This window comes from Streptomyces sp. NPDC057617, assembly GCF_042800555.1.
Taxonomy (GTDB): Bacteria; Actinomycetota; Actinomycetes; order Streptomycetales; family Streptomycetaceae; genus Streptomyces.
Genome location: NZ_JBHVGV010000004.1, coordinates 297,593 through 315,020, shown reverse-complemented (window position 1 = coordinate 315,020; position 17,428 = coordinate 297,593). Strand labels below are relative to the sequence as shown.

Here is a 17,428-nt window from a genome sequence, read left to right as displayed (position 1 = left end):
CTCCGCGAACCCCGGCTCCGGAGGCCCCGGCTCCAGGCACCCCGGCTCCGGAGACCCGCCCGCCGAGGTGCTCGCCGAGGCCGCCGCCGCGTTCGGACTGCTGGCATCGCCCGCGCGGCTGCATATCGTCTGGGCGCTGGCCCAGGGCGAGAGCGATGTCACCGGACTCGCCGAGCGGGTCGGCGGCGCGCTCCCGGCCGTGAGCCAGCATCTGACGAAGCTGAAGCTGGCCGGGCTCGTACGGTCGCGTCGCGAGGGGCGCAGACAGGTGTACTTCGTCGACGATCCCGACGTCGTGACCGTAGTCCGGCTGATGCTGGGGCAGTTGACCGACCGTGCCGCACGCCCGCCGGCCCGCCCTGCCTGAGCGGGAGCCGGGGCGGCAGCGGAGGCCGGGCCGCGCCCGGCTCCCGCAGCTGACCGGAAGCGCTGCCTGCTGCCGACTGGGCCCGGCTCCCGCTGCCGACCGGAAGTGCTGCTTGCGCGGTCCGGCCCCGGCCCTCATGCCCGTACGTCTCGCCCCGGGGACTCCGTTCCCGTACCCCTCAGGGGCTCGCCTGGTCGAACCCGTACCGCAGTGGCTCCGCCTGTACGCGCGGATCGCGCCGGTACACGTACAGCGCCTCCACCTGCGCCCCGCCTGCGGGACCCTCCACCTCGCAGGGGTACGTCACCTGTACCACCGAGGGCCGGCCGACGACCCGCATGCGTACCCCGTCCGCCGGCCCTCCGTCGAGGACCGCGGTCTCCCACTCCGTTCCGCGCTCCGGCCTGCTTTTCGTTCTGCTGTGATCGTGATCGCCCATGCGCATGCCCATACAGATAACTTTAATGCGTGCGCAACCTTTGACGTATGCGGATACCGGGTTGCAGATACCGGTTGCGGTTACCGGTCCGTACGCGAATCCGCATCCCGTCGTGACCGCGACCGGACTCAGCGTAGTGCGCTGCCCGCCCGCCACTCCTCCCAATCCAGGTTCCAGTCCCCGTAACCGTTGCCCGCCGCCACCGTCTCCGTTGAACCGGTCACCCGCACCACGTCCCCCGGGATGACCTCCTCGTAGAAGCGCCTGGCTGTGCCGTCCGTCGCGAGGCCGACGCAGCCGTGCGTGACGTTCCGCCGGCCCGCGTAGGTGTCCGCCTTGGGGTTCTGGTGCAGATAGGTGCCGGAGGCGGTGAGGTGGACGGCGTACGAGTAGTAGCCCTTGTACGCGTCGCCGAAGCCGACCGTACGGGAGTCCATCAGCACCCGGCGCTGCTTGTCGGAGACGACCATGGTGCCGTTCCAGGTGTCCATGCCCGGGGCGCCCGCGGTGATCGGGACCTGCCGGGTGGTGCCGTCCTTCTCGACGGTCATGGTGTGGGTGCGTACATCGACGGTCGCGACCAACGAGCGGCCGACCGCGAAGTTACGGGTAACGCCGGAGCCGGCCCGTACGGTCACTTTTGTGCCTGGCGTCCAGAACTGGCGCGGCCGGTAGTCGATCCGCTGTCCGTCGAGCAGATTGCGGTCCTTGATCCAGCTCCAGGAGCCGGTGACGCCCGTCGAGGTCGAGACCGTCAACAGCCGCTCCACAGCGGCCCGTTCTGCGGCCGGAACGGGATGGTCGAATGTGATCGATATGGGCATGCCGACGCCCACGGTCTGTCCGTCGGTGACATTGATCCGTACGTTCTTGAGCGCCGCGGGCTCTGGAGTCGCCGAGGGCGTCGCTGAAGTGGGCTTCGCTTTGGGGCTCGCGTGCCGGGCGGCGGCGTCCGCGGCGGCGGGCTGCTTCTGATCGGCTTTCCCTTTCGTATCACCGGCGCTGCCGCTCGTACCGTCCGTACCGCCCGTGCCTGCCTGGGCCGAGCAGCCCGCGAGTGCGAGCGTGAGTGCGGCTGCTGCCGCGCAGACGGCCGCCGCGCTCCGGACGCGGGCCGAACGACCACTGCTACGTGCCGGACGACCGGCCCTGACTCCCGAGATCATGGGATTCCCCCTCTTGTGTTTCGATGTACGCGACCTGTACGCACCACGGAGCCGAACGGGTTGCACAAGAAACCGAGAAGTTCGGTGCGGTCGGTACGGGGAGGGGGCCGACGGGGGCATGACCGAGGACGAGTTCGACGCCTTCTACGCGTCCGCGTTCCCTCGGCTGACGGGCCAGTTGTACGCCCTGACCGGGGACCACGGCGAAGCGCAGGACGTCGTCCAGGAGGCATTCGTACGGGCCTGGGACCGGCGGCAGAGCTTCCTGGCCGACGAGGCTCCCGAGGCCTGGATCCGTACGGTGGCGATGCGGCTCGCCGTGAGCCGGTGGCGCCGGGCGCGCCGCTGGCTGGAGCTGGTACGCCGTACCCCCGCCCCCGAACACACCCCCGGCCCGGACCCCGAACGTACGGCGCTGGTCGCGGCGCTGCGGCAGTTGCCCGAGGCGCAGCGGACGGCGGTCGTCCTGCACCATCTGTGCGACCTGAGCGTGGAGCAGGTAGCCTCCGAAACCGGCGCCCCTGTCGGAACCGTCAAGGCCCGTCTGGCGCGCGGCCGGGCGGCGCTCGCCCGGCATCTCTCCGTGGGCGACGCCGATGAACAGGGTGAGAAGGAGGACGGCCGTGTCCGATGACCTCACCGCCCCCGACGGCCTTACTCACCGCAGTGACCCTGCCGACCGCACCGGCCTCGGCGCGGAAGCGGGAGCCGACGCGCATTCCCGTGCCCAACTCACCGGCGCGCTGCGCGAACTGGCCCAGTCGCACGAGAGTCCTCCGCGTCTTCCGGGTGCGGAGATCAGGCGCCGTGCCGCCGTACGACGCGGCCGGAGGCGAGGCGCGGCACTGGCGGGCGGGGCTGTCGCCGCGGGAGCCGTTGTCGTGGCTCTGACCGTCGGCCTCGGTGTCGGTCAGGGCGGTCCCGCCGAGCGGGCAACCCCGGCGGCGAGCCACAACGCCTCGGCACCTCCCGCGGGCACAGCCGATCTCTCGCGTCGGCTGCTGACCGTCGCGGGCCGCGAGCTGCCCATCTCCTCTGGCATGCTCAAGGCCCCCACGCCCACGGGCCGGATGACCGTCACCGCCAAGCACCGCACCAAGCTCATGCCCACCGAGGGTGTGGGCGCGGACGCGGGCTTGGGGAGCGAGTACGAGGTCAGGCTGCCATGGGTCATCGAACTGCGCACCCCCGACAACCGTACGAATTACATCGTCGCCATGACGTACAACGAGAACGCCCCCGGCCGGCAGGACACCACCCACGGCTGGATCGGCCTGCGCTCGTCCGACGCCGAGTGGCTGTACGAGCGGCTCCGGCCGGGAGACATCGTTGCGGTCGAGGGGGCGGCGGTCGAGGGGGCCGCGATTCAACAAGGGAGCGGGCAAGGGAGCGGGCAATGACGGATCAGTTCAGGGATCAGCCGAGCGACCGGCCGACTGACCGACGGTCGGATCAGCCGACTGACCGACCAGGCGATGAGCACAGGAACCCGTTTCTGTACGTCGTCGTCTGCGCGGCCGGGATCGCCGCGGACGTCACCACCCTTGTCGCCGCGGCACAGGAGCGGCACTGGGATGTGGGTGTGATCGCCACCCCGCACGCCCTGAGGTTCATCGACACCGATGCGATCATCGCCCGAACCGGTTATCCGATCCGCTCGGCCTGGCGCACCCCCGGCGAGCCGCGCCCCCTCCCGCCGCCGGACGCGATAGCGGTGGCCCCGGCGACGTTCAATACGATCAACAAATGGGCGGCGGGCATCTCCGACACCCTGGCCGTGGGCATCCTGTGCGAGGCGTACGGAATGGGCGTCCCCACCGCCGTACTGCCTTATCTGAACGCGGCCCAGGCCGCCCACCCCGCGTACCGGCAGAGCCTGGACCGGCTGCGCGAGATGAACGTCCTGATCGGTACGCACACCCCCCACCAGCCCGACCGCGCCGCCGACGCGGCGGCGGACTTCCGCTGGGAGGAGGCGCTGGACCTGCTCGCTCCAAAGATGTGACGCCGAGGGCCCCGTGACGACACCGGCAGCCCCGCAGCGGTGGCGTGATCAGACCTGCGCGTAGCCGCCGTCGACGAACAGTTCGGCCCCGGTGGTGAAGGAACTCTCGTCGGAGGCGAGGAAGAGGGCCGCGGCGGCCACCTCGTCCGTCCGGCCCATCCGGCCGAGCGGGATCCGCGCCGTAAGGCTGTCCTTCAACTCCTTCGCGGCCTGCGGCTCGTCACCGGCCATCCTGAAGATCCCGGGCGTCTCGATGGGGCCGGGGCTGATGGCGTTGACGCGGATGCCGCGCCCGGCGAGTTCGGCGGCCCAGGTGCGGGCGAGGTTGCGGATGGCGGCCTTGGTGGCGCTGTAGACGCTCATGTTCTCAAGGCCGAGCGAGGCGTTGATCGAGGAGAGGACGATGATCGAGGCACCGTCGGGGAGCAGGGGGAGCGCCTTCTGAGCGGTGAAGAGGAGCCCTTTGACGTTGATGTCGAAGGTACGGTCGTACTCCTCCTCGGTGATCTCCCCGAGCCGCGCGAGGGTGCCGCCGCCGGCGTTGGCGACAAGGACGTCCAGCCGTCCGCTGCGGGTCCCGATCATTTCGTACAACTGGTCGAGGTCGTCGAGATTCGACACATCGCTCTGCACGCCGATGGCCCGCTCACCGGTCGCCCGCCCGTTGATGACCTCCACGGCCTCGTCCAGCTCGGACTTCCGCCGCCCGGTGACGTACACCGTCGCCCCCTCGGCGGCCAGCCGCTCCGCGATCCCACGGCCGATCCCGGTCGTTCCGCCGGTGACGAGGGCCACCTTGCTGTCGAGCTGTCCCATGACATCAAATCCTTTGAGATTGTGAAGGGAACAATTTCTGTTACGACAACATAGCGGCTGCCCCGGGCGCCTTGAGGAACCTGCACGAGTGCGGTGCGCCCCGACCGCCAACGCCCCACCCCCACACTCCCAGCCCCCACCGACACCGACAGGGCGAGAGAGGCAACCGCACTGCCGACGCCGCCCGGGGCCGGCCGGAGCCCATGGGTTCGACGACTGAGGTGGGTACGAGCACCCAGTGGTCGCCGTCGGCCTTGACCTCGCCGCGGACGAGTGCGTTGTGCATGTCGGACAGCCGGTCGTCGTGCCGGTGGACCAGCAGGCTGGCGCTGCCCGGCGCCGAGCGGGTCGGTACGAGCACGATCGGTACGAGGCAGATCGCCCGGCGCTGCCGCGGTGGGCCTGTCGGACGAGACCAGCTCGGCCGGCGGCGCCCGTACGCTCACCTCGACCGGCGTCACCGTGATGAAAAGCCGCAGGTAGTACCAGTCCATGAACCATCGCCCGGGCGCCGGGACGAGTGCTCACCAGCAGCGTCCCGTCCTCGTGGCACCAGGCGGCGGTGGGCCAGGTGAGCGCGGTATTGTCCCGCCCCAGCGTGGGGGCCTACGCCAGCGGGCCGCGCAACTCGCGGCAGCGACGCTCGTACTGCCGCCGCCCGACAAGCTTCAGATCAACAACCCCAGCCACCGCAGCCTGCGGCAACCCGCACGGGAGCCCAGGCTGCCTCTCGCCGAGGCAGCGGAGCGGCTCGTACTACACGCCCCGGGGCTCGGGACGTTCCGGAGTCGTACGGCCGACCGGCGTCGTACGGCCGACAACCGGCCGGCGGGGCGGTGGCCGGAGGGAGATGTCACTCCGCATACGTGACGGTGCCGACGGAAGCTTCTCGGGCGTTCATGGCCCACGGGCACTGCCCGGACATGCGCTGCTGTCGCTCCACCCGCCAGGAACTCCTCCATTGGGCCGCGGTCATCGCCTCCGCGTCGCGGGTGGCCGCCCTCGACTCCCGGCGCTGTACGGGGTCCGGCCGTCACCGCGGCCCCGACGCCGTGTCGGCCGTCAACCTGGAGTTGGTCACGCTTACCGAGGACCGGGCCGTCGTCACCTGGTACACCGGCGTCCCCGGAACCGACGACGGCCTCGGCCGCATGCTTCCCGCCGCCACCGAAGGAGAGGTCGTCTACGGCACGCATCCCGCCCGGCTGGACCGCAGTGCGGTGGAGGACGGCCTCAGTGCGTACCACTATGTGGAACTGACCGGCCTCGAACCGGGCCAGACGTACTACTACCGTGCCCGCTCCCGGGGCAGGGCAGCCACGCCCACCCCTCTGCACCTCGTCTCGGGCAACGCGGTGGGCACCTCTTCGTACGGGCTTGGCTCGGCAGGGCCCTACTCCTTCACCACACCCCAACCGCCGCCAGGGCGTTACCTGTTCTCGATCGCGCTGTGCAACGACCTCCACCTCGGTGAGACCACTGCCGGGCGGATCGCCGGCATCCCGCTGCTGCGTGGCATCGCGCAGAGCCCGGGGCTCGCGCCGTACCCGGAGGTGATGAGCCGGGCCCTGGTGGAGGACGCGGCTCGGCGCGGGGCGGACTATCTGCTGGCCGCGGGGGACATCTCCGCCGAGGGCGGATCGGTTGACCTGGGCAGGGCGAAGGAGATCCTCGACGGATTCGGCACCTACGGCGAGGACTACTTCGTCGCCCGCGGGAACCACGACCGCCCCAGGGCGCGCGACTGCTTCCGAGACGGCTTCTTCGAGGGCGACGGGCCCACGTACTTCTCCCGGGACCTGCACGGTCTGCGCATCGTCGGCCTGGACACCTACGACAAGCCGGGAAACGGCGGCGGCGCCGGCGGGCTCTCGGAAGAACAACTGTCCTGGTTCCGGGCCGGCCTGAAGCAGCACAAGGACCAGCCCACGGTGGTGTTCGGCCACCATCCGCTGGCCGTACCGCACTCGCCCTTCCCGGTTACCAGCGGCCAGCGCCTGGACAGGCGACAGGCCCGGTCGATCCTGGACGGGTACGCCTCGGCGCCCGGGGTCTTCCTGCACCACGCGGGCCACACCCACCGCAACAAGCGGACCGTCGTGCCGCAGACGCCCGGCGTGACACTTCAGGAGGTCAGCGCGGTGAAGGAGTATCCCGGCGGGTTCTGCCTGCTGAGGGTCCATTCCGGCGGCTACGCGCTCAACTACTACAAGACCAGGAGCGGTCCGGCCAGGGAGTGGAGCGAACGCAGCCGTCACCAGGCCGCCGGGATCTGGCCGCAATTCGCCCTCGGCCGCAGCGTCCACGACCGCAACAGCGTGACCGCACACGACCTGTCCGGCATCCACAACCGGCCGACCGTACCGTCACCGGACGGTACGGGTGCCACCCTGGCCGCCAGGTGACTGGGGCCGGGGCCGGCATCAGGGACGCCGATCAGGGCCGACGGGTCGGCGGCCGGGTGAGGCCCGACCCGCACTGCGGATCAGGCCCTCTGACCTGATACTTCACGGTCGGGGTAGCGGGATTTGAACCCATGACCTCTTCGTCCCGAGTCACGGGCACAGCGGTCGCTGAGGGCATCTACGCACGTCGGAGGCCGTGCAGGGTTGTTGACGGTCACTGCTAGTCGCCGCGGTTGCCGTGCCTTGCTGCTGTACTTATAGTTCCGCGTCCGCTGATGGCGGGACTTACCCGCAAAGGCTGACGGACCGTCGTCAGACAGTGCAAGTTTTCGGTCCCTCAAGTCTTCGGTCTCTATGGGTGTGTCGTACACGAATCCGGCCCCGGCGGGAGTCTGCTCGAACTCGTAGCTCTCCCGGTAGGCCCGCGGCAGCGCCTTGACCACCGTACCCGCCGAGAATTTTGGGACCCGCGGACTCCCGCTCTGGCCCCGGACCTTCGCCTCATCGGTCACCGCCAGAGCGGCCACCACAATGCGATCGATCGCGGGAGCACCGATCATGGGTGGGAGCGATCGAAGGGACGACCACTCGTTCGGGCACCGGCAAGGGCCCGACCCGCACCGTGAGGGATCCGCGATGAGAGACTTTGCCGGGGCCAAGTGGGGCTATGTGACGCGCAGAATCAACGACCGGGACGCGACTGTGCCCGGTGGGTCGGTTCGCGAACCGCAGCTCGGGGATCTCGTGGTTGCCACCGTGGCCCGCCTCGGCGAGCTTGACCATCTGGAGGATGTCCACGGTCGGCGCGTCCGTCTCTACTCGGGCGACATCGTCGTGGGTGCGTACGGCAACCGGTATGCCACGGACTTCTACGAGGGTTACCTGCCGACCGGGTCCAACGTCCATCTGCTGACGGCGGGCGGCCTTGTGGGAACGGTCGCCTCGGCGCATGCGCGACGGCTGCCACCGACCGAGTTGAAGGTGATCGGCACGCTGAACGACCGGTCCGGGATGCCACTGTCGCTGGAACACTATGCGCGGACGCCGTCGCCGCACATGGCGCCGGAGTGGGGCACTCTGGTTGTGCTCGGCTCGTCGATGAACGCGGGCAAGACCACGACGGCGTCGGCCTTGGTGTGCGGCTGGACGCGAGCCGGACTGGCTGCCGGTGCGGGCAAGGTCACCGGTTCCGGCAGCGGCAAGGACCGCTGGATGTACATCGACGCGGGCGCCAGCGCCGTAGCCGAATTCCTCGACTTCGGCATGTCCTCCACGTTCGGTTATCCGGTCGAGCGGCTGCAGTCCACGATGATCGCCATCCGCGATGCCCTGGTCGACGACGGCGCGGACGCGGTCGTACTGGAGATAGCCGACGGGCTCCTGCAGTCCGAGACACGGGCGCTTGCCGAGTGCCTGCCCGGATTCGCCCACGGTGTCGTACTGGCGGCGGCCAACGCGCTGGACGCGGTGGCCGGGGTGACGATCCTGCAGGGACTGGGGGTCCCGGTACGCATGATCAGTGGCCTGGTGACCGCCAGCCCCCTTGCCTCCCAGGAAGCACACGCGGCCACGGGACTGCCGGTCCTGTCCCCGCCACAGCTGGCAAACGGCGCGGCAGTGGACCTGGTGCGTGCACCGGTCCGGCAGACCGCCACCACGGCGGGACCCTTCGCCGACGTCGCTGCCCGGGGTTGATGCCCCGTGATCCCGGCGATCGTCTACGTACCTGACGGGCGTACCCGGCCCGGGCAGTTGCGCGAAGCCGCCCTGGACGTCCTCGATCTGCGGCCGGCCGAAGTGGTGCTGCCCGAGGCCACGGTCCGTGACGAGCGCGGCGGGCGGCTGTTCGACGGCTCCACGTTGATGTTCGACCCCGCGGCCGGTGGCGGCCCCCTGGCTGACGACGCCGCAGACCGGCAGGCCCGGGCATTCGGAGTGACCAACACGGCCTTCCACGTCCAGCGTGCCCTGCGGTTCGCTTCAGCCCTGCTCGGCCACCCTCTCCCGCACCTGCTGGTCAGAATCGGGATGCACAACCAGCCCCGCCGCTGGCACGGAGGGCATTACCGGCTTCCCAGGGCGTCACTCACGGACGAGCCCGCCGATCTCAGCTGTACGGGTGAGGTCCATCTGGGGGGCGGCGCCGGATTTGTTCCGGCGCCGGACGGCAGCCGGTATTTCCATGCCCCCGCACACAACGCCGCGATCATCTGTCACGAGGTCGGCCATCATGTGTGCCGGCACACCGCGGACTTCCGGCTCAACCGGCTGCGTCCTCCGGAGCAGCAGACGAACCTGAAGATCGCCCTGGACGAGGGCACGGCAGATGTCCTCACGGCCATCCTGCTGGGCACCCCGGACATCTACGGCTGGCACCGCGGGGCCATCGCCGAGTGGGACCCGCGGCGCCGCAAACTGCAGCCCCGGTGGACAATGGCGCACTTCTTGGGCGGGCGGGACCAGGACCCGCACGCCGACGGAACCGTGTGGGCATCGGCATGCTGGTCCGCTCGTGAGCGGGTCATCGCCACGGGTGCCGACGCGGCGCGCTTCGATGCGGCGCTGCTGCGCGGCATGGAGTCGACCGGAGCAGACCCCGCCCGGCTGACCGAGGACGCCTCGACCGAAGACGCCTTGGCCAAGGAGGCCTTGACCGAGGACGCCCTGGCCAACGAGGCCTTGGCCAAGGACGCCCTGACCAAGGACGCCTTGAACGAGCGCCGCCAGTTCTCCCGGCTGCTGTCCGCGATCACGCGTGCCGACCCCGGACTCGCGCCGGTGGTGCTGACCGCCATGGCCGAGCACGGCATACGCCCCGGCGCGAGCAACACAGCCCTCAAAGACGCCGCCCGCGCGGACCTGACCGGGGAGGTGGGCAGATGAAGAGCCGCCGCGCCGATGTGGGAATGATGCGACACCTGTGGCGATTCCGTTCGTACGGCCGCCCGCACCTGGGCACACTCGTGCTCGGCGTGGGACTGCGCATCGGAGAACTGATCGCCGACCTGGCGGCACCCTGGCCGCTGGCGCTGGTCATCGACAACGTGCTCAAGGGCCGGACAAGCGGCCCACTGGTCTGGCTCACGGGCATCGTGGGCGAGTCCCCGCTGGCCATGCTCACCGTAGCCGCCGTCGCGCTGCTGCTGATCACTCTCGCCTCGGGGACCTTCGACTACCTCGGTGACCGTGTGATGAACAGCGCCGGAGAGCGCATCACCGCGGAGATCCGCACGGACGTCTTCGCCCACATGCAACGGCTCCCCATGAGCTACCACGACCGGCAGGCCGCCGGGGAACTGACCAGCCGCGTCGCGGTCGACACCAGCCGGATCCAGGACGCTCTGGTCGACCTGTTCTCCACACTTCTGCCCGGACTGCTGGCCTTCGCGGGCTACGCCACCGTCATCCTCTCCGTCGACTGGCGCCTGGGGCTGATAGCGATCGGAGGCGCCCCGCTGATACTTTTCACGGCCGCCCGCTACACCCGGTTGACCCGCCAGACGGAACGGCGGCAGCGCGCCGCCGAAGGACACCTCGCCGCCTTCGTCACCGAATCCCTTCAAGGCATCCGTACCATCCATGCCTTCGGCCGCCAGGATCTGCACGACACGCATTTCGCCGCCGGCAACAGCACCACCCTCGACGCCGGCCTGCGCAGCGTCGAACTGCGGGCCCGATTCACTCCACTGCTCGAAGCCGCCGCAGCGGTGGCCACCGCGGCACTGCTGTGGACGGGCGGCCTCGGTGTTGTGAACCACTGGTGGACCGTCGGTCTGCTGGTCGTGGTGACCAGCTACCTCAAAGACATGATCAAGCCCATGCGATCGATGTCCCGCCTCTCGATCACCTTCCCCCAGGGCGCGGCCTCCGCGGAACGCGTCGCCGCCATCCTCGACCAGCCATCGCCGCCCCCGACACCACACCGGCGCCTGCCCGACCGCGCCACCGGCCGGATCGACCTGCGCGACATCACCCTCGACTACGGCCGCGGCCCCGTCCTGAACCACTTCGACCTCACCGTCCACCCCGGCGAACACCTCGTGCTGCTCGGACCCAACGGCTCCGGCAAATCCACCGTGCTCTCCCTCATCGCCGGGCTCTACCCGCCCACCCGCGGCCACCTGCTCCTCGACGGACTTCCCCTCACCGACCTCCCCGCCATCTGGCTGCACCGCCAGATCGCGGTCGTGCTGCAGGACACGTTCCTGTTCTCCGGCACCATCGCCGACAACATCAGCTACGCCCGCCCCGACGCCGGCCCGCACGAGATCGCGCGGGCGGCGGAGGCAGCCCTGGTCACCGAGTTCACCGAACGCCTGCCCGATGGCCTGGGCACCCGGCTCGCGGACCGAGGCGCCGGACTGTCCGGCGGCCAGCGCCAGCGCGTCGGCATCGCCCGCGCCCTGCTTGCCGACGCCCCCGTTGTGCTGCTCGACGAACCCACCACGGGACTGGACAACGCCGCCGAAGAACTTGTCGTCCGCGCGCTCGGCCGCCTGGTCGAGAACCGGACAGCGGTCATGACCACCCACCGCCCGGCCCTCACCCGCCTCGCCACCCGCACCATCCACCTCCACGACGGCGCCCTGCGCATGCGACACAGCCCGGCCTCCCCGTCGGGCCGCCGCGAGACCGCGCGAGCAACCCGCCGGACCGTCTGAACGGCCCAGCCCCCGACACGGCCGGAGCTGCCGCTCCGTCCAACAAGACCTACGCGCGGGCGCCGCCCGGGCACTCGACTCCCAAACGGCTCGCAGGACGACCCCACAAACCACTCAGGGACCGGATCCGCAGTGCGGATCCGGCCCCTGAGCTGGTGTTTCGGCTGTCGGGGTGGCGGGATTTGAACCCACGACCTCTTCGTCCCGAACGAAGCGCGCTGCCAAGCTGCGCTACACCCCGATGTCGCTCGTGTGGCGGCGACATCGATTACTTTAGCCCACCGCTGGCCGGAGACGAAATCCGGTTTTGGGGTGGCTGCGGGGGGTCAGGGGCGGCGGCTGGTGAGGGTGAGGAGGGTGGCTTCGGGGGGGCAGGCGAAGCGGAGGGGGGTGTAGCGGTTGGTGCCGCAGCCCGCGGAGACGTGGAGGTACGAGGTGCGGCCCGCGGAGTGGTGGGTGGAGAGGCCCTTGACGCGGTCCGTGTCCAGGTCGCAGTTGGTGACCAGCGCTCCGTAGAAGGGGATGCAGAGCTGTCCGCCGTGGGTGTGGCCCGCCAGGATCAGGGGGTAGCCGTCGGCGGTGAAGGCGTCCAGGGAGCGCAGGTACGGGGCGTGCACCACGCCGATCGAGAGGTCCGCGTCCGGGTCGGGGCCGCCGGCCACCCGCTCGTACCTGTCCCGCTTGATGTGCGGGTCGTCGACGCCCGTGAAGGCGATCTCCTGGCCGTCGATCTTGAGCCGGCCGCGCGTGTTGTTGAGGCCCACCCAGCCCGCCGCGTCGAAGGCGTCGCGCATCGGTTCCCACGGGTTGTGCACCGCGGAGACGGCCGGAGCGTTGCCGTTCAGGCCGTGCCGCCCCTGGGCCTTCTCGAACAGGTAGCGGGCGGGATTGCGCAGCTTCGGGCCGTAGTAGTCGTTCGAGCCGAAGACATAGACACCCGGGAACTCCATCAGCGGCCCCAGTGCGTCCAGCACCTCCGGTACGCCCTCCGGGTCGGACAGGTTGTCGCCCGTGTTCACGATGAAGTCGGGGCGCAGCCCCGCCAGCGACTGGAGCCAGCGCTTCTTCTTGCGCTGGCCGCTCACCATGTGGATGTCCGACACCTGGAGCACCCGGAGATCGCGCATCCCGCGCGGCAGCACCGGTACGGAGATCCGCCGCAGCCGGAACGAACGGGCTTCGAAGCCGGCGGCGTAGGCGATGCCGGCCGCGCCGACTGCCGCGATTCCCAGGGGTACTCCGTAGCGTGCAAGCATGTGCCCATCGTCGCAGACACCGTACCGGCGCGTAATCCGTGGGCCGGTACGACGGTGCACCTGCCACACTTGCCCCCATGACCAGCCTTAAGTCCAAGCTGAAGGAAGACCTCACCGAGGCCATCAGGGCCCGCGACGAGCTGCGCTCCGCCACGCTCCGGCTGACGCTCTCCGCGATCACCAAGGAGGAGGTCTCGGGCACGAAGGCGCGCGAGCTCTCCGACGACGAGGTGCAGAAGGTGATCGCCAAGGAGGCGAAGAAGCGCCGTGAGGCGGCGGAGGCCTTCGCCCAGGGGGGGCGTACGGAGCAGGCCGAGCGGGAGCGGGCGGAGGGCGCGCTGCTCGACACGTATCTGCCCGCGCCGCTCAGCGACGAGGAGCTGAGCGCCATCGTCACCCAGGCCGTCGAGGAGGCGAAGGCGGCGGGCGCCGAGGGGCCGCGCGCGATGGGTGCCGTGATGAAGATCGTGAACCCGAAGGTCGCAGGCCGCGCCGAGGGCGGCCGCGTCGCCGCCCTGGTCAAGCGCTCCCTCGCCTGACCCGGTCCGGCGGGCGCCCCCGGGCCCGGGTGGCCCCCCCGGGCCTGGCTAGCCCTCCGGTCCGGCAGCAGCCCCCGGGTCCGGCTGGCACCCGCCGGGCCCGGCCGACCGGCCGTATGCCGGATGAGCTGTACGTACGACCGTCGTACGGTCATACCGCGGTACGGCCGTACGAGCGGCACGTACGAGTCGTACGTACGAGCCCGCCGCCCGCACACACGCCAGCACACCGGCATGTACGGCGCGCACACGTGCCGTGCCCACGTGTACCTCGCGCACACGTGCCCAGAGCACATGTCCCGCGCCCACACGTGCCGCGCCCACATGTCCCGTCCGCACATGCCGTGCCCCTACACCGGCATGTACTGGGCCCACATGTGCCGCCCACACGTCCCGCCCCCACACATCCCCCGCCCACACAGAAGCGCCCGGTCCGTGATCTCTCACCGACCGGGCGCCTCGCTCTGCTGAAAAGCCGGCTCGCCTACGGGAAGTTGCCGCCGCCGTCCTGGCCGCCGCTCCCGTTGCCGCCGTTCCCATTACCGCCGCCGTCGCGGCCACCGCCGCCGATCAGCCCCGGCTGCGGACCCCCGGGGAAGATCGGGTCCTGGCCCGCGTTGTTGCCCCCGGGCCCGCCGTCCTGGCCGCCGTTGTCCTGACCCGCGTTGTCGTTGCCCGGCTTGTTCGGGTCCTCGTCGCGGCCCTTCGGCGCGTCCGGGATATTGACCTCGGTGAAGCCGAGAGCCGGCCGCCCGTCCAGCGCGCCCGACATGGCGTCCTTCCAGATCGGCCCCGGAACCTCGCCACCGAAGACCTTCTCGTGCCACTCGCCGCCGATGGTGATGTCGACCATCTTCTTCGAGTGCCGTGGGTCCCCGACCCATACCGCGCCCGACATGTTGGGCGTGTACCCCACGAACCAGGCCGCGTAGCGGAAGTCCGTCGTACCGGTCTTGCCCGCGCTCGGCCGGCTGCCGAGGCCCGCCTCCGTACCCGTACCGTCCTCCACCACGCCCTTCAGCAGCGTGTTGACGGTGTCCGCGGTCGTCTCGGACATCGCGCGCTCGCACTTCGACTTCGGCACCGGCATCGGCTTCTTGTTGGGGCCGGTGATCGACTCGATGGCGATGGGCGTGCAGTACATGCCCCGGCTGGCGAAGGTGGCGTACGCCGAGGCCATCGTCAGCGGCGAGACCTCCTGCGTGCCCAGCGTGATCGAGGGGACCTGCTGGATCTTCTTCCCGTCGGCCCGCTTGACGCCCATCTTGTCAGCCAGCTCGGTCACCGGGCAGACGCCGATCTGGCTGATCAGCTCGACGTAGTACGTGTTGACCGACTTGGCGGTCGCTTCCTTCATCCCGTACGGCCCGACCTCGGACTCGTTCTCGTTCTCGACCGGCACGTCCCGGTCGGTCCAGGGGCCGTCGCAGGTCTGCACCGGCGTCGGGTACGTCATCTTGTACGGGGCCGGGTACGTCTGCGTCGCCGGAATGCCCCGCTCCAGCGCGGCCGCCGCGACGATCGGCTTGAAGGTCGACCCCGGCTGGTAGCCCGCGCCGCCGCCCATCTTCTGGTCGACGGACAGATTGATCTGCGTCTCGTTCTTCCCGAAGCCGTACGGCCTAGACTGGCCCATCGCCATGATCTTGCCGGTCCCCGGCTCGACGATGGTCAGCGCCGTCGCGACCGCGTCGCTCTGGAAGACATGGTCCTTGATCGAGTTCTGCGCCGAGTTCTGCGCCTGCGGGTCCAGGGTCGTACGGATCGTCAGCCCGCCCTGGTTCCACACCTTGGCGCGCTCCTCGCGGTCCTTGCCGAAGACCGGATCGGTGAGGAAGACCGAGCGTACGTAGTCACAGAAGAAGCCCGCTCCGCTGACCGCCGTGATGCAGCCGTTCTTGGGGCGGCTCACATTGAGCTTGATCGGCGTGGCCTTGGCGCGGTCGGCCTCCGCCTGCGAGATGTCGCGGACGTCGGCCATCCGCTGGAGCACGGTGTTGCGCCGCTTGGTGGCCTCCTCCTCGTCGTTCACCGGGTCGTACCGGCTCGGCGACTGGACGATGCCCGCGAGCAGCGCCGCCTCCTCCAGCTTCAGATCCTTGGCGGACTTGGAGAAGTAGCGCTGGGCGGCGGCCTCGACGCCGTACGCCTGCTGCCCGAAGAAGGTGATGTTCAGATAGTTCTCCAGGATCTTCTTCTTGCCCAGCTCCTCCTCGACCTGGATCGCGTACTTCAGCTCCTGGATCTTGCGGCCCAGGGTCTGCTGGGTGGCCGCGGCGACCTTCTCCGGGTCATCGCCCGCCTCTTCGACGAAGACGTTCTTCACGTACTGCTGGGTCAGGGTGGAGGCGCCCTCGGAGACGCCGCCCGACTGGGCGTTGCGGTTGACCGCGCGCAGCACGCCCTTGAGGTCGACGGCCCCGTGTTCGTAGAAGCGCGAGTCCTCGATCGCGACGATCGCCTTCTGCATGTACGGAGAGATGTCCTTGAGCGGTACGACAGTACGGTCGCGCGAATAGACCGTGGCGATACGGCCGCCCTGCGAGTCCAGAATCGTGGTCCGCTGGCTCAGCGGCGGAGTCTTGAGGTTGGCGGGAATCTCGTCGAATCCCTCGACGGTTCCCTTGGCTGCGAGCCCCAGCGCGCCGAAGGCCGGCAGAGCGATTCCTGCCAGGACCGCTCCCGCGAGCACGCTGACACCGAGGAATTTGGCGGCCTGCTGGGTCCCGGTCAGACCCCCGCCCGAGCGCTTCTTTGGCATGAGGGCAGCCTACGTTCTCATTCGCCGGACACGCGTCAAGGCTCTGGCCTAAGCTGTTCTCAACTGTCACAGCAGAGTGGTTGCGCATCAAGCCTCCGACATGAACTTCCGGTGAACCCGAAACGCGGGAAGCGATGTCCGGTACGCCCCGGCCCGTCGCCGGGTGCCCGTTGTGACTCAAGTGAAATGTCCGGCCGTGTCGGATAAGCCGGTTATGCCCCGGGGTCACTCCCCTGGGTGATCTGCCGCGTACGCATAGTCCGTTCGGGCCATTCAAGATTGGGCCCGAGGGGGGTGTTGCGCTGTGCCCGCCTTCCGTAACGTCCTCAACTGGCAGCGGTGAATATGCCGCTGCCGCCGTGGGGGAGCCTCAATTCGGGAGAGGACGGCGCCAGCATGGGCTGGGTAACCGACTGGAGTGCGCAGGCAGCTTGCCGCACTACCGATCCAGATGAACTGTTTGTGCAGGGTGCGGCGCAGAACAGGGCCAAGGCGGTGTGCACCGGATGCCCGGTGCGTACGGAATGCCTGGCCGACGCGCTGGACAATCGCGTCGAATTCGGCGTGTGGGGCGGAATGACCGAGCGGGAGCGCCGCGCACTGCTGCGCAGGCGCCCGACCGTCACCTCGTGGCGACGGCTGCTTGAGACCGCGCGCACGGAGTACGAACGCAGCGCGGGCCTGCTGCCCGTGGGCTTGGAGGATGACGAGACGTACGAGACGTACGCCGCGGTCGGGTAGCCGCCGAACGGCGGCCGGGCCGACCGGATGATGCCGACCCGCAGGTCAGCAGGCCAACACGAGGTCAACACGCCGGCGGGTGGGGCGAGTGCGGTCCGGTGGCGTGGTGGTGAGGGGTGCGGTCGAACCGTACGGCCGAAGTCGGACCGAACGGCCGAAACGGTTCTCCGTAGCTGAGCGCGAGACGGTTCGTCATTCGGCTCCAGGCTCCACAAGATTCGTACGCAGACGCACGGTATGCACGCACAAGCACGTCCAAGGCTGTCGCGGCT

Annotated in this window: 15 protein-coding genes and 1 tRNA gene; 10 read left to right on the top strand and 6 right to left on the bottom strand. The window is 69.8% G+C overall.

The genetic code is table 11. The features are described 5' to 3' along the window. Positions 1-67: 67 nt before the first annotated feature. Positions 68-367 (top strand): ArsR/SmtB family transcription factor, encoded by a 300-nt coding sequence (locus tag ACFU9P_RS12995; RefSeq protein ID WP_384080043.1) that lies wholly within the window; start codon positions 68-70, stop codon positions 365-367. A 178-nt stretch (positions 368-545) separates the two neighbouring features. Here the strand turns inward: ACFU9P_RS12995 and ACFU9P_RS12990 are convergent, their stop codons facing one another. Beyond that, a complete protein-coding gene (locus ACFU9P_RS12990; RefSeq protein WP_376373848.1) occupies positions 546-806 on the bottom strand; it encodes a hypothetical protein in 261 nt (86 codons plus the stop codon). Positions 807-934: 128 nt separating this feature from the next. After that, positions 935-1,972 (bottom strand): L,D-transpeptidase, encoded by a 1,038-nt coding sequence (locus tag ACFU9P_RS12985; protein WP_384079583.1) that lies wholly within the window; start codon positions 1,970-1,972, stop codon positions 935-937. 118 nt (positions 1,973-2,090) lie between these two features. Between ACFU9P_RS12985 and ACFU9P_RS12980 the strand changes: the two genes are divergently transcribed. The 3 genes from ACFU9P_RS12980 to ACFU9P_RS12970 are packed head-to-tail and all read left to right on the top strand — an operon-like array spanning position 2,091 to position 3,977. Next, positions 2,091-2,606 (top strand): SigE family RNA polymerase sigma factor, encoded by a 516-nt coding sequence (locus ACFU9P_RS12980; protein WP_376373558.1) that lies wholly within the window; start codon positions 2,091-2,093, stop codon positions 2,604-2,606. Further along, on the top strand, positions 2,596-3,372 hold the full coding sequence (locus ACFU9P_RS12975) for a L,D-transpeptidase (protein WP_384079579.1): 777 nt from the start codon (positions 2,596-2,598) through the stop codon (positions 3,370-3,372). The genes ACFU9P_RS12980 and ACFU9P_RS12975 overlap by 11 nt, the downstream gene beginning before the upstream one ends. After that, a complete protein-coding gene (locus ACFU9P_RS12970; protein WP_384079576.1) occupies positions 3,369-3,977 on the top strand; it encodes a flavoprotein in 609 nt (202 codons plus the stop codon). The genes ACFU9P_RS12975 and ACFU9P_RS12970 overlap by 4 nt, the downstream gene beginning before the upstream one ends. Before the next feature lie 48 nt (positions 3,978-4,025). On the opposite strand, the gene ACFU9P_RS12965 is transcribed toward ACFU9P_RS12970, so the two are convergent. After that, positions 4,026-4,793: an SDR family NAD(P)-dependent oxidoreductase gene (locus tag ACFU9P_RS12965; protein ID WP_376373550.1), complete on the bottom strand. Its 768-nt coding sequence runs from the start codon at positions 4,791-4,793 to the stop codon at positions 4,026-4,028. 923 nt (positions 4,794-5,716) lie between these two features. Between ACFU9P_RS12965 and ACFU9P_RS12960 the strand changes: the two genes are divergently transcribed. The 4 genes from ACFU9P_RS12960 to ACFU9P_RS12945 all read left to right on the top strand — a co-directional run bounded on the left by ACFU9P_RS12960 (position 5,717) and on the right by ACFU9P_RS12945 (position 11,859). After that, positions 5,717-7,198: a metallophosphoesterase gene (locus ACFU9P_RS12960; RefSeq protein WP_384079573.1), complete on the top strand. Its 1,482-nt coding sequence runs from the start codon at positions 5,717-5,719 to the stop codon at positions 7,196-7,198. 636 nt (positions 7,199-7,834) lie between these two features. Continuing rightward, positions 7,835-8,893, top strand: coding sequence for a DUF1611 domain-containing protein (locus ACFU9P_RS12955; protein ID WP_384079570.1), 1,059 nt, complete (start codon positions 7,835-7,837; stop codon positions 8,891-8,893). Positions 8,894-8,899: 6 nt separating this feature from the next. Further along, positions 8,900-10,081 (top strand): hypothetical protein, encoded by a 1,182-nt coding sequence (locus ACFU9P_RS12950; RefSeq protein WP_384079567.1) that lies wholly within the window; start codon positions 8,900-8,902, stop codon positions 10,079-10,081. Next, the gene (locus ACFU9P_RS12945) at positions 10,078-11,859 is read left to right on the top strand and encodes an ABC transporter ATP-binding protein (RefSeq protein WP_384079564.1); all 1,782 of its coding nucleotides are present in this window, start codon (positions 10,078-10,080) and stop codon (positions 11,857-11,859) included. Before ACFU9P_RS12950 ends, ACFU9P_RS12945 begins: the two co-directional genes overlap by 4 nt. Positions 11,860-12,026: 167 nt before the next feature. On the opposite strand, the gene ACFU9P_RS12940 is transcribed toward ACFU9P_RS12945, so the two are convergent. Together ACFU9P_RS12940 and ACFU9P_RS12935 are read right to left on the bottom strand one after the other, a co-directional pair. Next, positions 12,027-12,100 (bottom strand) — tRNA-Pro (locus ACFU9P_RS12940). 85 nt (positions 12,101-12,185) lie between these two features. Beyond that, positions 12,186-13,115 carry a metallophosphoesterase gene (locus ACFU9P_RS12935; protein WP_384079561.1) on the bottom strand — a complete coding sequence of 310 codons (930 nt, stop codon included), beginning with the start codon at positions 13,113-13,115 and terminating at the stop codon, positions 12,186-12,188. 77 nt (positions 13,116-13,192) lie between these two features. On the opposite strand from ACFU9P_RS12935, the gene ACFU9P_RS12930 reads away from it, so the two are divergent. Continuing rightward, positions 13,193-13,654 carry a GatB/YqeY domain-containing protein gene (locus ACFU9P_RS12930; RefSeq protein WP_376373433.1) on the top strand — a complete coding sequence of 154 codons (462 nt, stop codon included), beginning with the start codon at positions 13,193-13,195 and terminating at the stop codon, positions 13,652-13,654. A gap of 484 nt (positions 13,655-14,138) precedes the next feature. Here the strand turns inward: ACFU9P_RS12930 and ACFU9P_RS12925 are convergent, their stop codons facing one another. Then, positions 14,139-16,415, bottom strand: coding sequence for a transglycosylase domain-containing protein (locus ACFU9P_RS12925; protein ID WP_376373430.1), 2,277 nt, complete (start codon positions 16,413-16,415; stop codon positions 14,139-14,141). Positions 16,416-16,811: 396 nt separating this feature from the next. On the opposite strand from ACFU9P_RS12925, the gene ACFU9P_RS12920 reads away from it, so the two are divergent. Beyond that, a complete protein-coding gene (locus tag ACFU9P_RS12920) occupies positions 16,812-17,156 on the top strand; it encodes a WhiB family transcriptional regulator (RefSeq protein WP_030353248.1) in 345 nt (114 codons plus the stop codon). Positions 17,157-17,428 lie beyond the last annotated feature (272 nt).

What these genes read in the sequence shown, in the direction of transcription:
- ACFU9P_RS12990 (WP_376373848.1), bottom strand. Translation starts at nt 806, where the DNA reads ATGGGCGATCACGATCACAGCAGAACGAAAAGCAGGCCGGAGCGCGGA.
- ACFU9P_RS12985 (WP_384079583.1), bottom strand. Translation starts at nt 1,972, where the DNA reads ATGATCTCGGGAGTCAGGGCCGGTCGTCCGGCACGTAGCAGTGGTCGT.
- ACFU9P_RS12980 (WP_376373558.1), top strand. Translation starts at nt 2,091, where the DNA reads ATGACCGAGGACGAGTTCGACGCCTTCTACGCGTCCGCGTTCCCTCGG.
- ACFU9P_RS12970 (WP_384079576.1), top strand. Translation starts at nt 3,369, where the DNA reads ATGACGGATCAGTTCAGGGATCAGCCGAGCGACCGGCCGACTGACCGA.
- ACFU9P_RS12965 (WP_376373550.1), bottom strand. Translation starts at nt 4,793, where the DNA reads ATGGGACAGCTCGACAGCAAGGTGGCCCTCGTCACCGGCGGAACGACC.
- ACFU9P_RS12960 (WP_384079573.1), top strand. Translation starts at nt 5,717, where the DNA reads ATGCGCTGCTGTCGCTCCACCCGCCAGGAACTCCTCCATTGGGCCGCG.
- ACFU9P_RS12955 (WP_384079570.1), top strand. Translation starts at nt 7,835, where the DNA reads ATGAGAGACTTTGCCGGGGCCAAGTGGGGCTATGTGACGCGCAGAATC.
- ACFU9P_RS12945 (WP_384079564.1), top strand. Translation starts at nt 10,078, where the DNA reads ATGAAGAGCCGCCGCGCCGATGTGGGAATGATGCGACACCTGTGGCGA.
- ACFU9P_RS12935 (WP_384079561.1), bottom strand. Translation starts at nt 13,115, where the DNA reads ATGCTTGCACGCTACGGAGTACCCCTGGGAATCGCGGCAGTCGGCGCG.
- ACFU9P_RS12930 (WP_376373433.1), top strand. Translation starts at nt 13,193, where the DNA reads ATGACCAGCCTTAAGTCCAAGCTGAAGGAAGACCTCACCGAGGCCATC.
- ACFU9P_RS12925 (WP_376373430.1), bottom strand. Translation starts at nt 16,415, where the DNA reads ATGCCAAAGAAGCGCTCGGGCGGGGGTCTGACCGGGACCCAGCAGGCC.
- ACFU9P_RS12920 (WP_030353248.1), top strand. Translation starts at nt 16,812, where the DNA reads ATGGGCTGGGTAACCGACTGGAGTGCGCAGGCAGCTTGCCGCACTACC.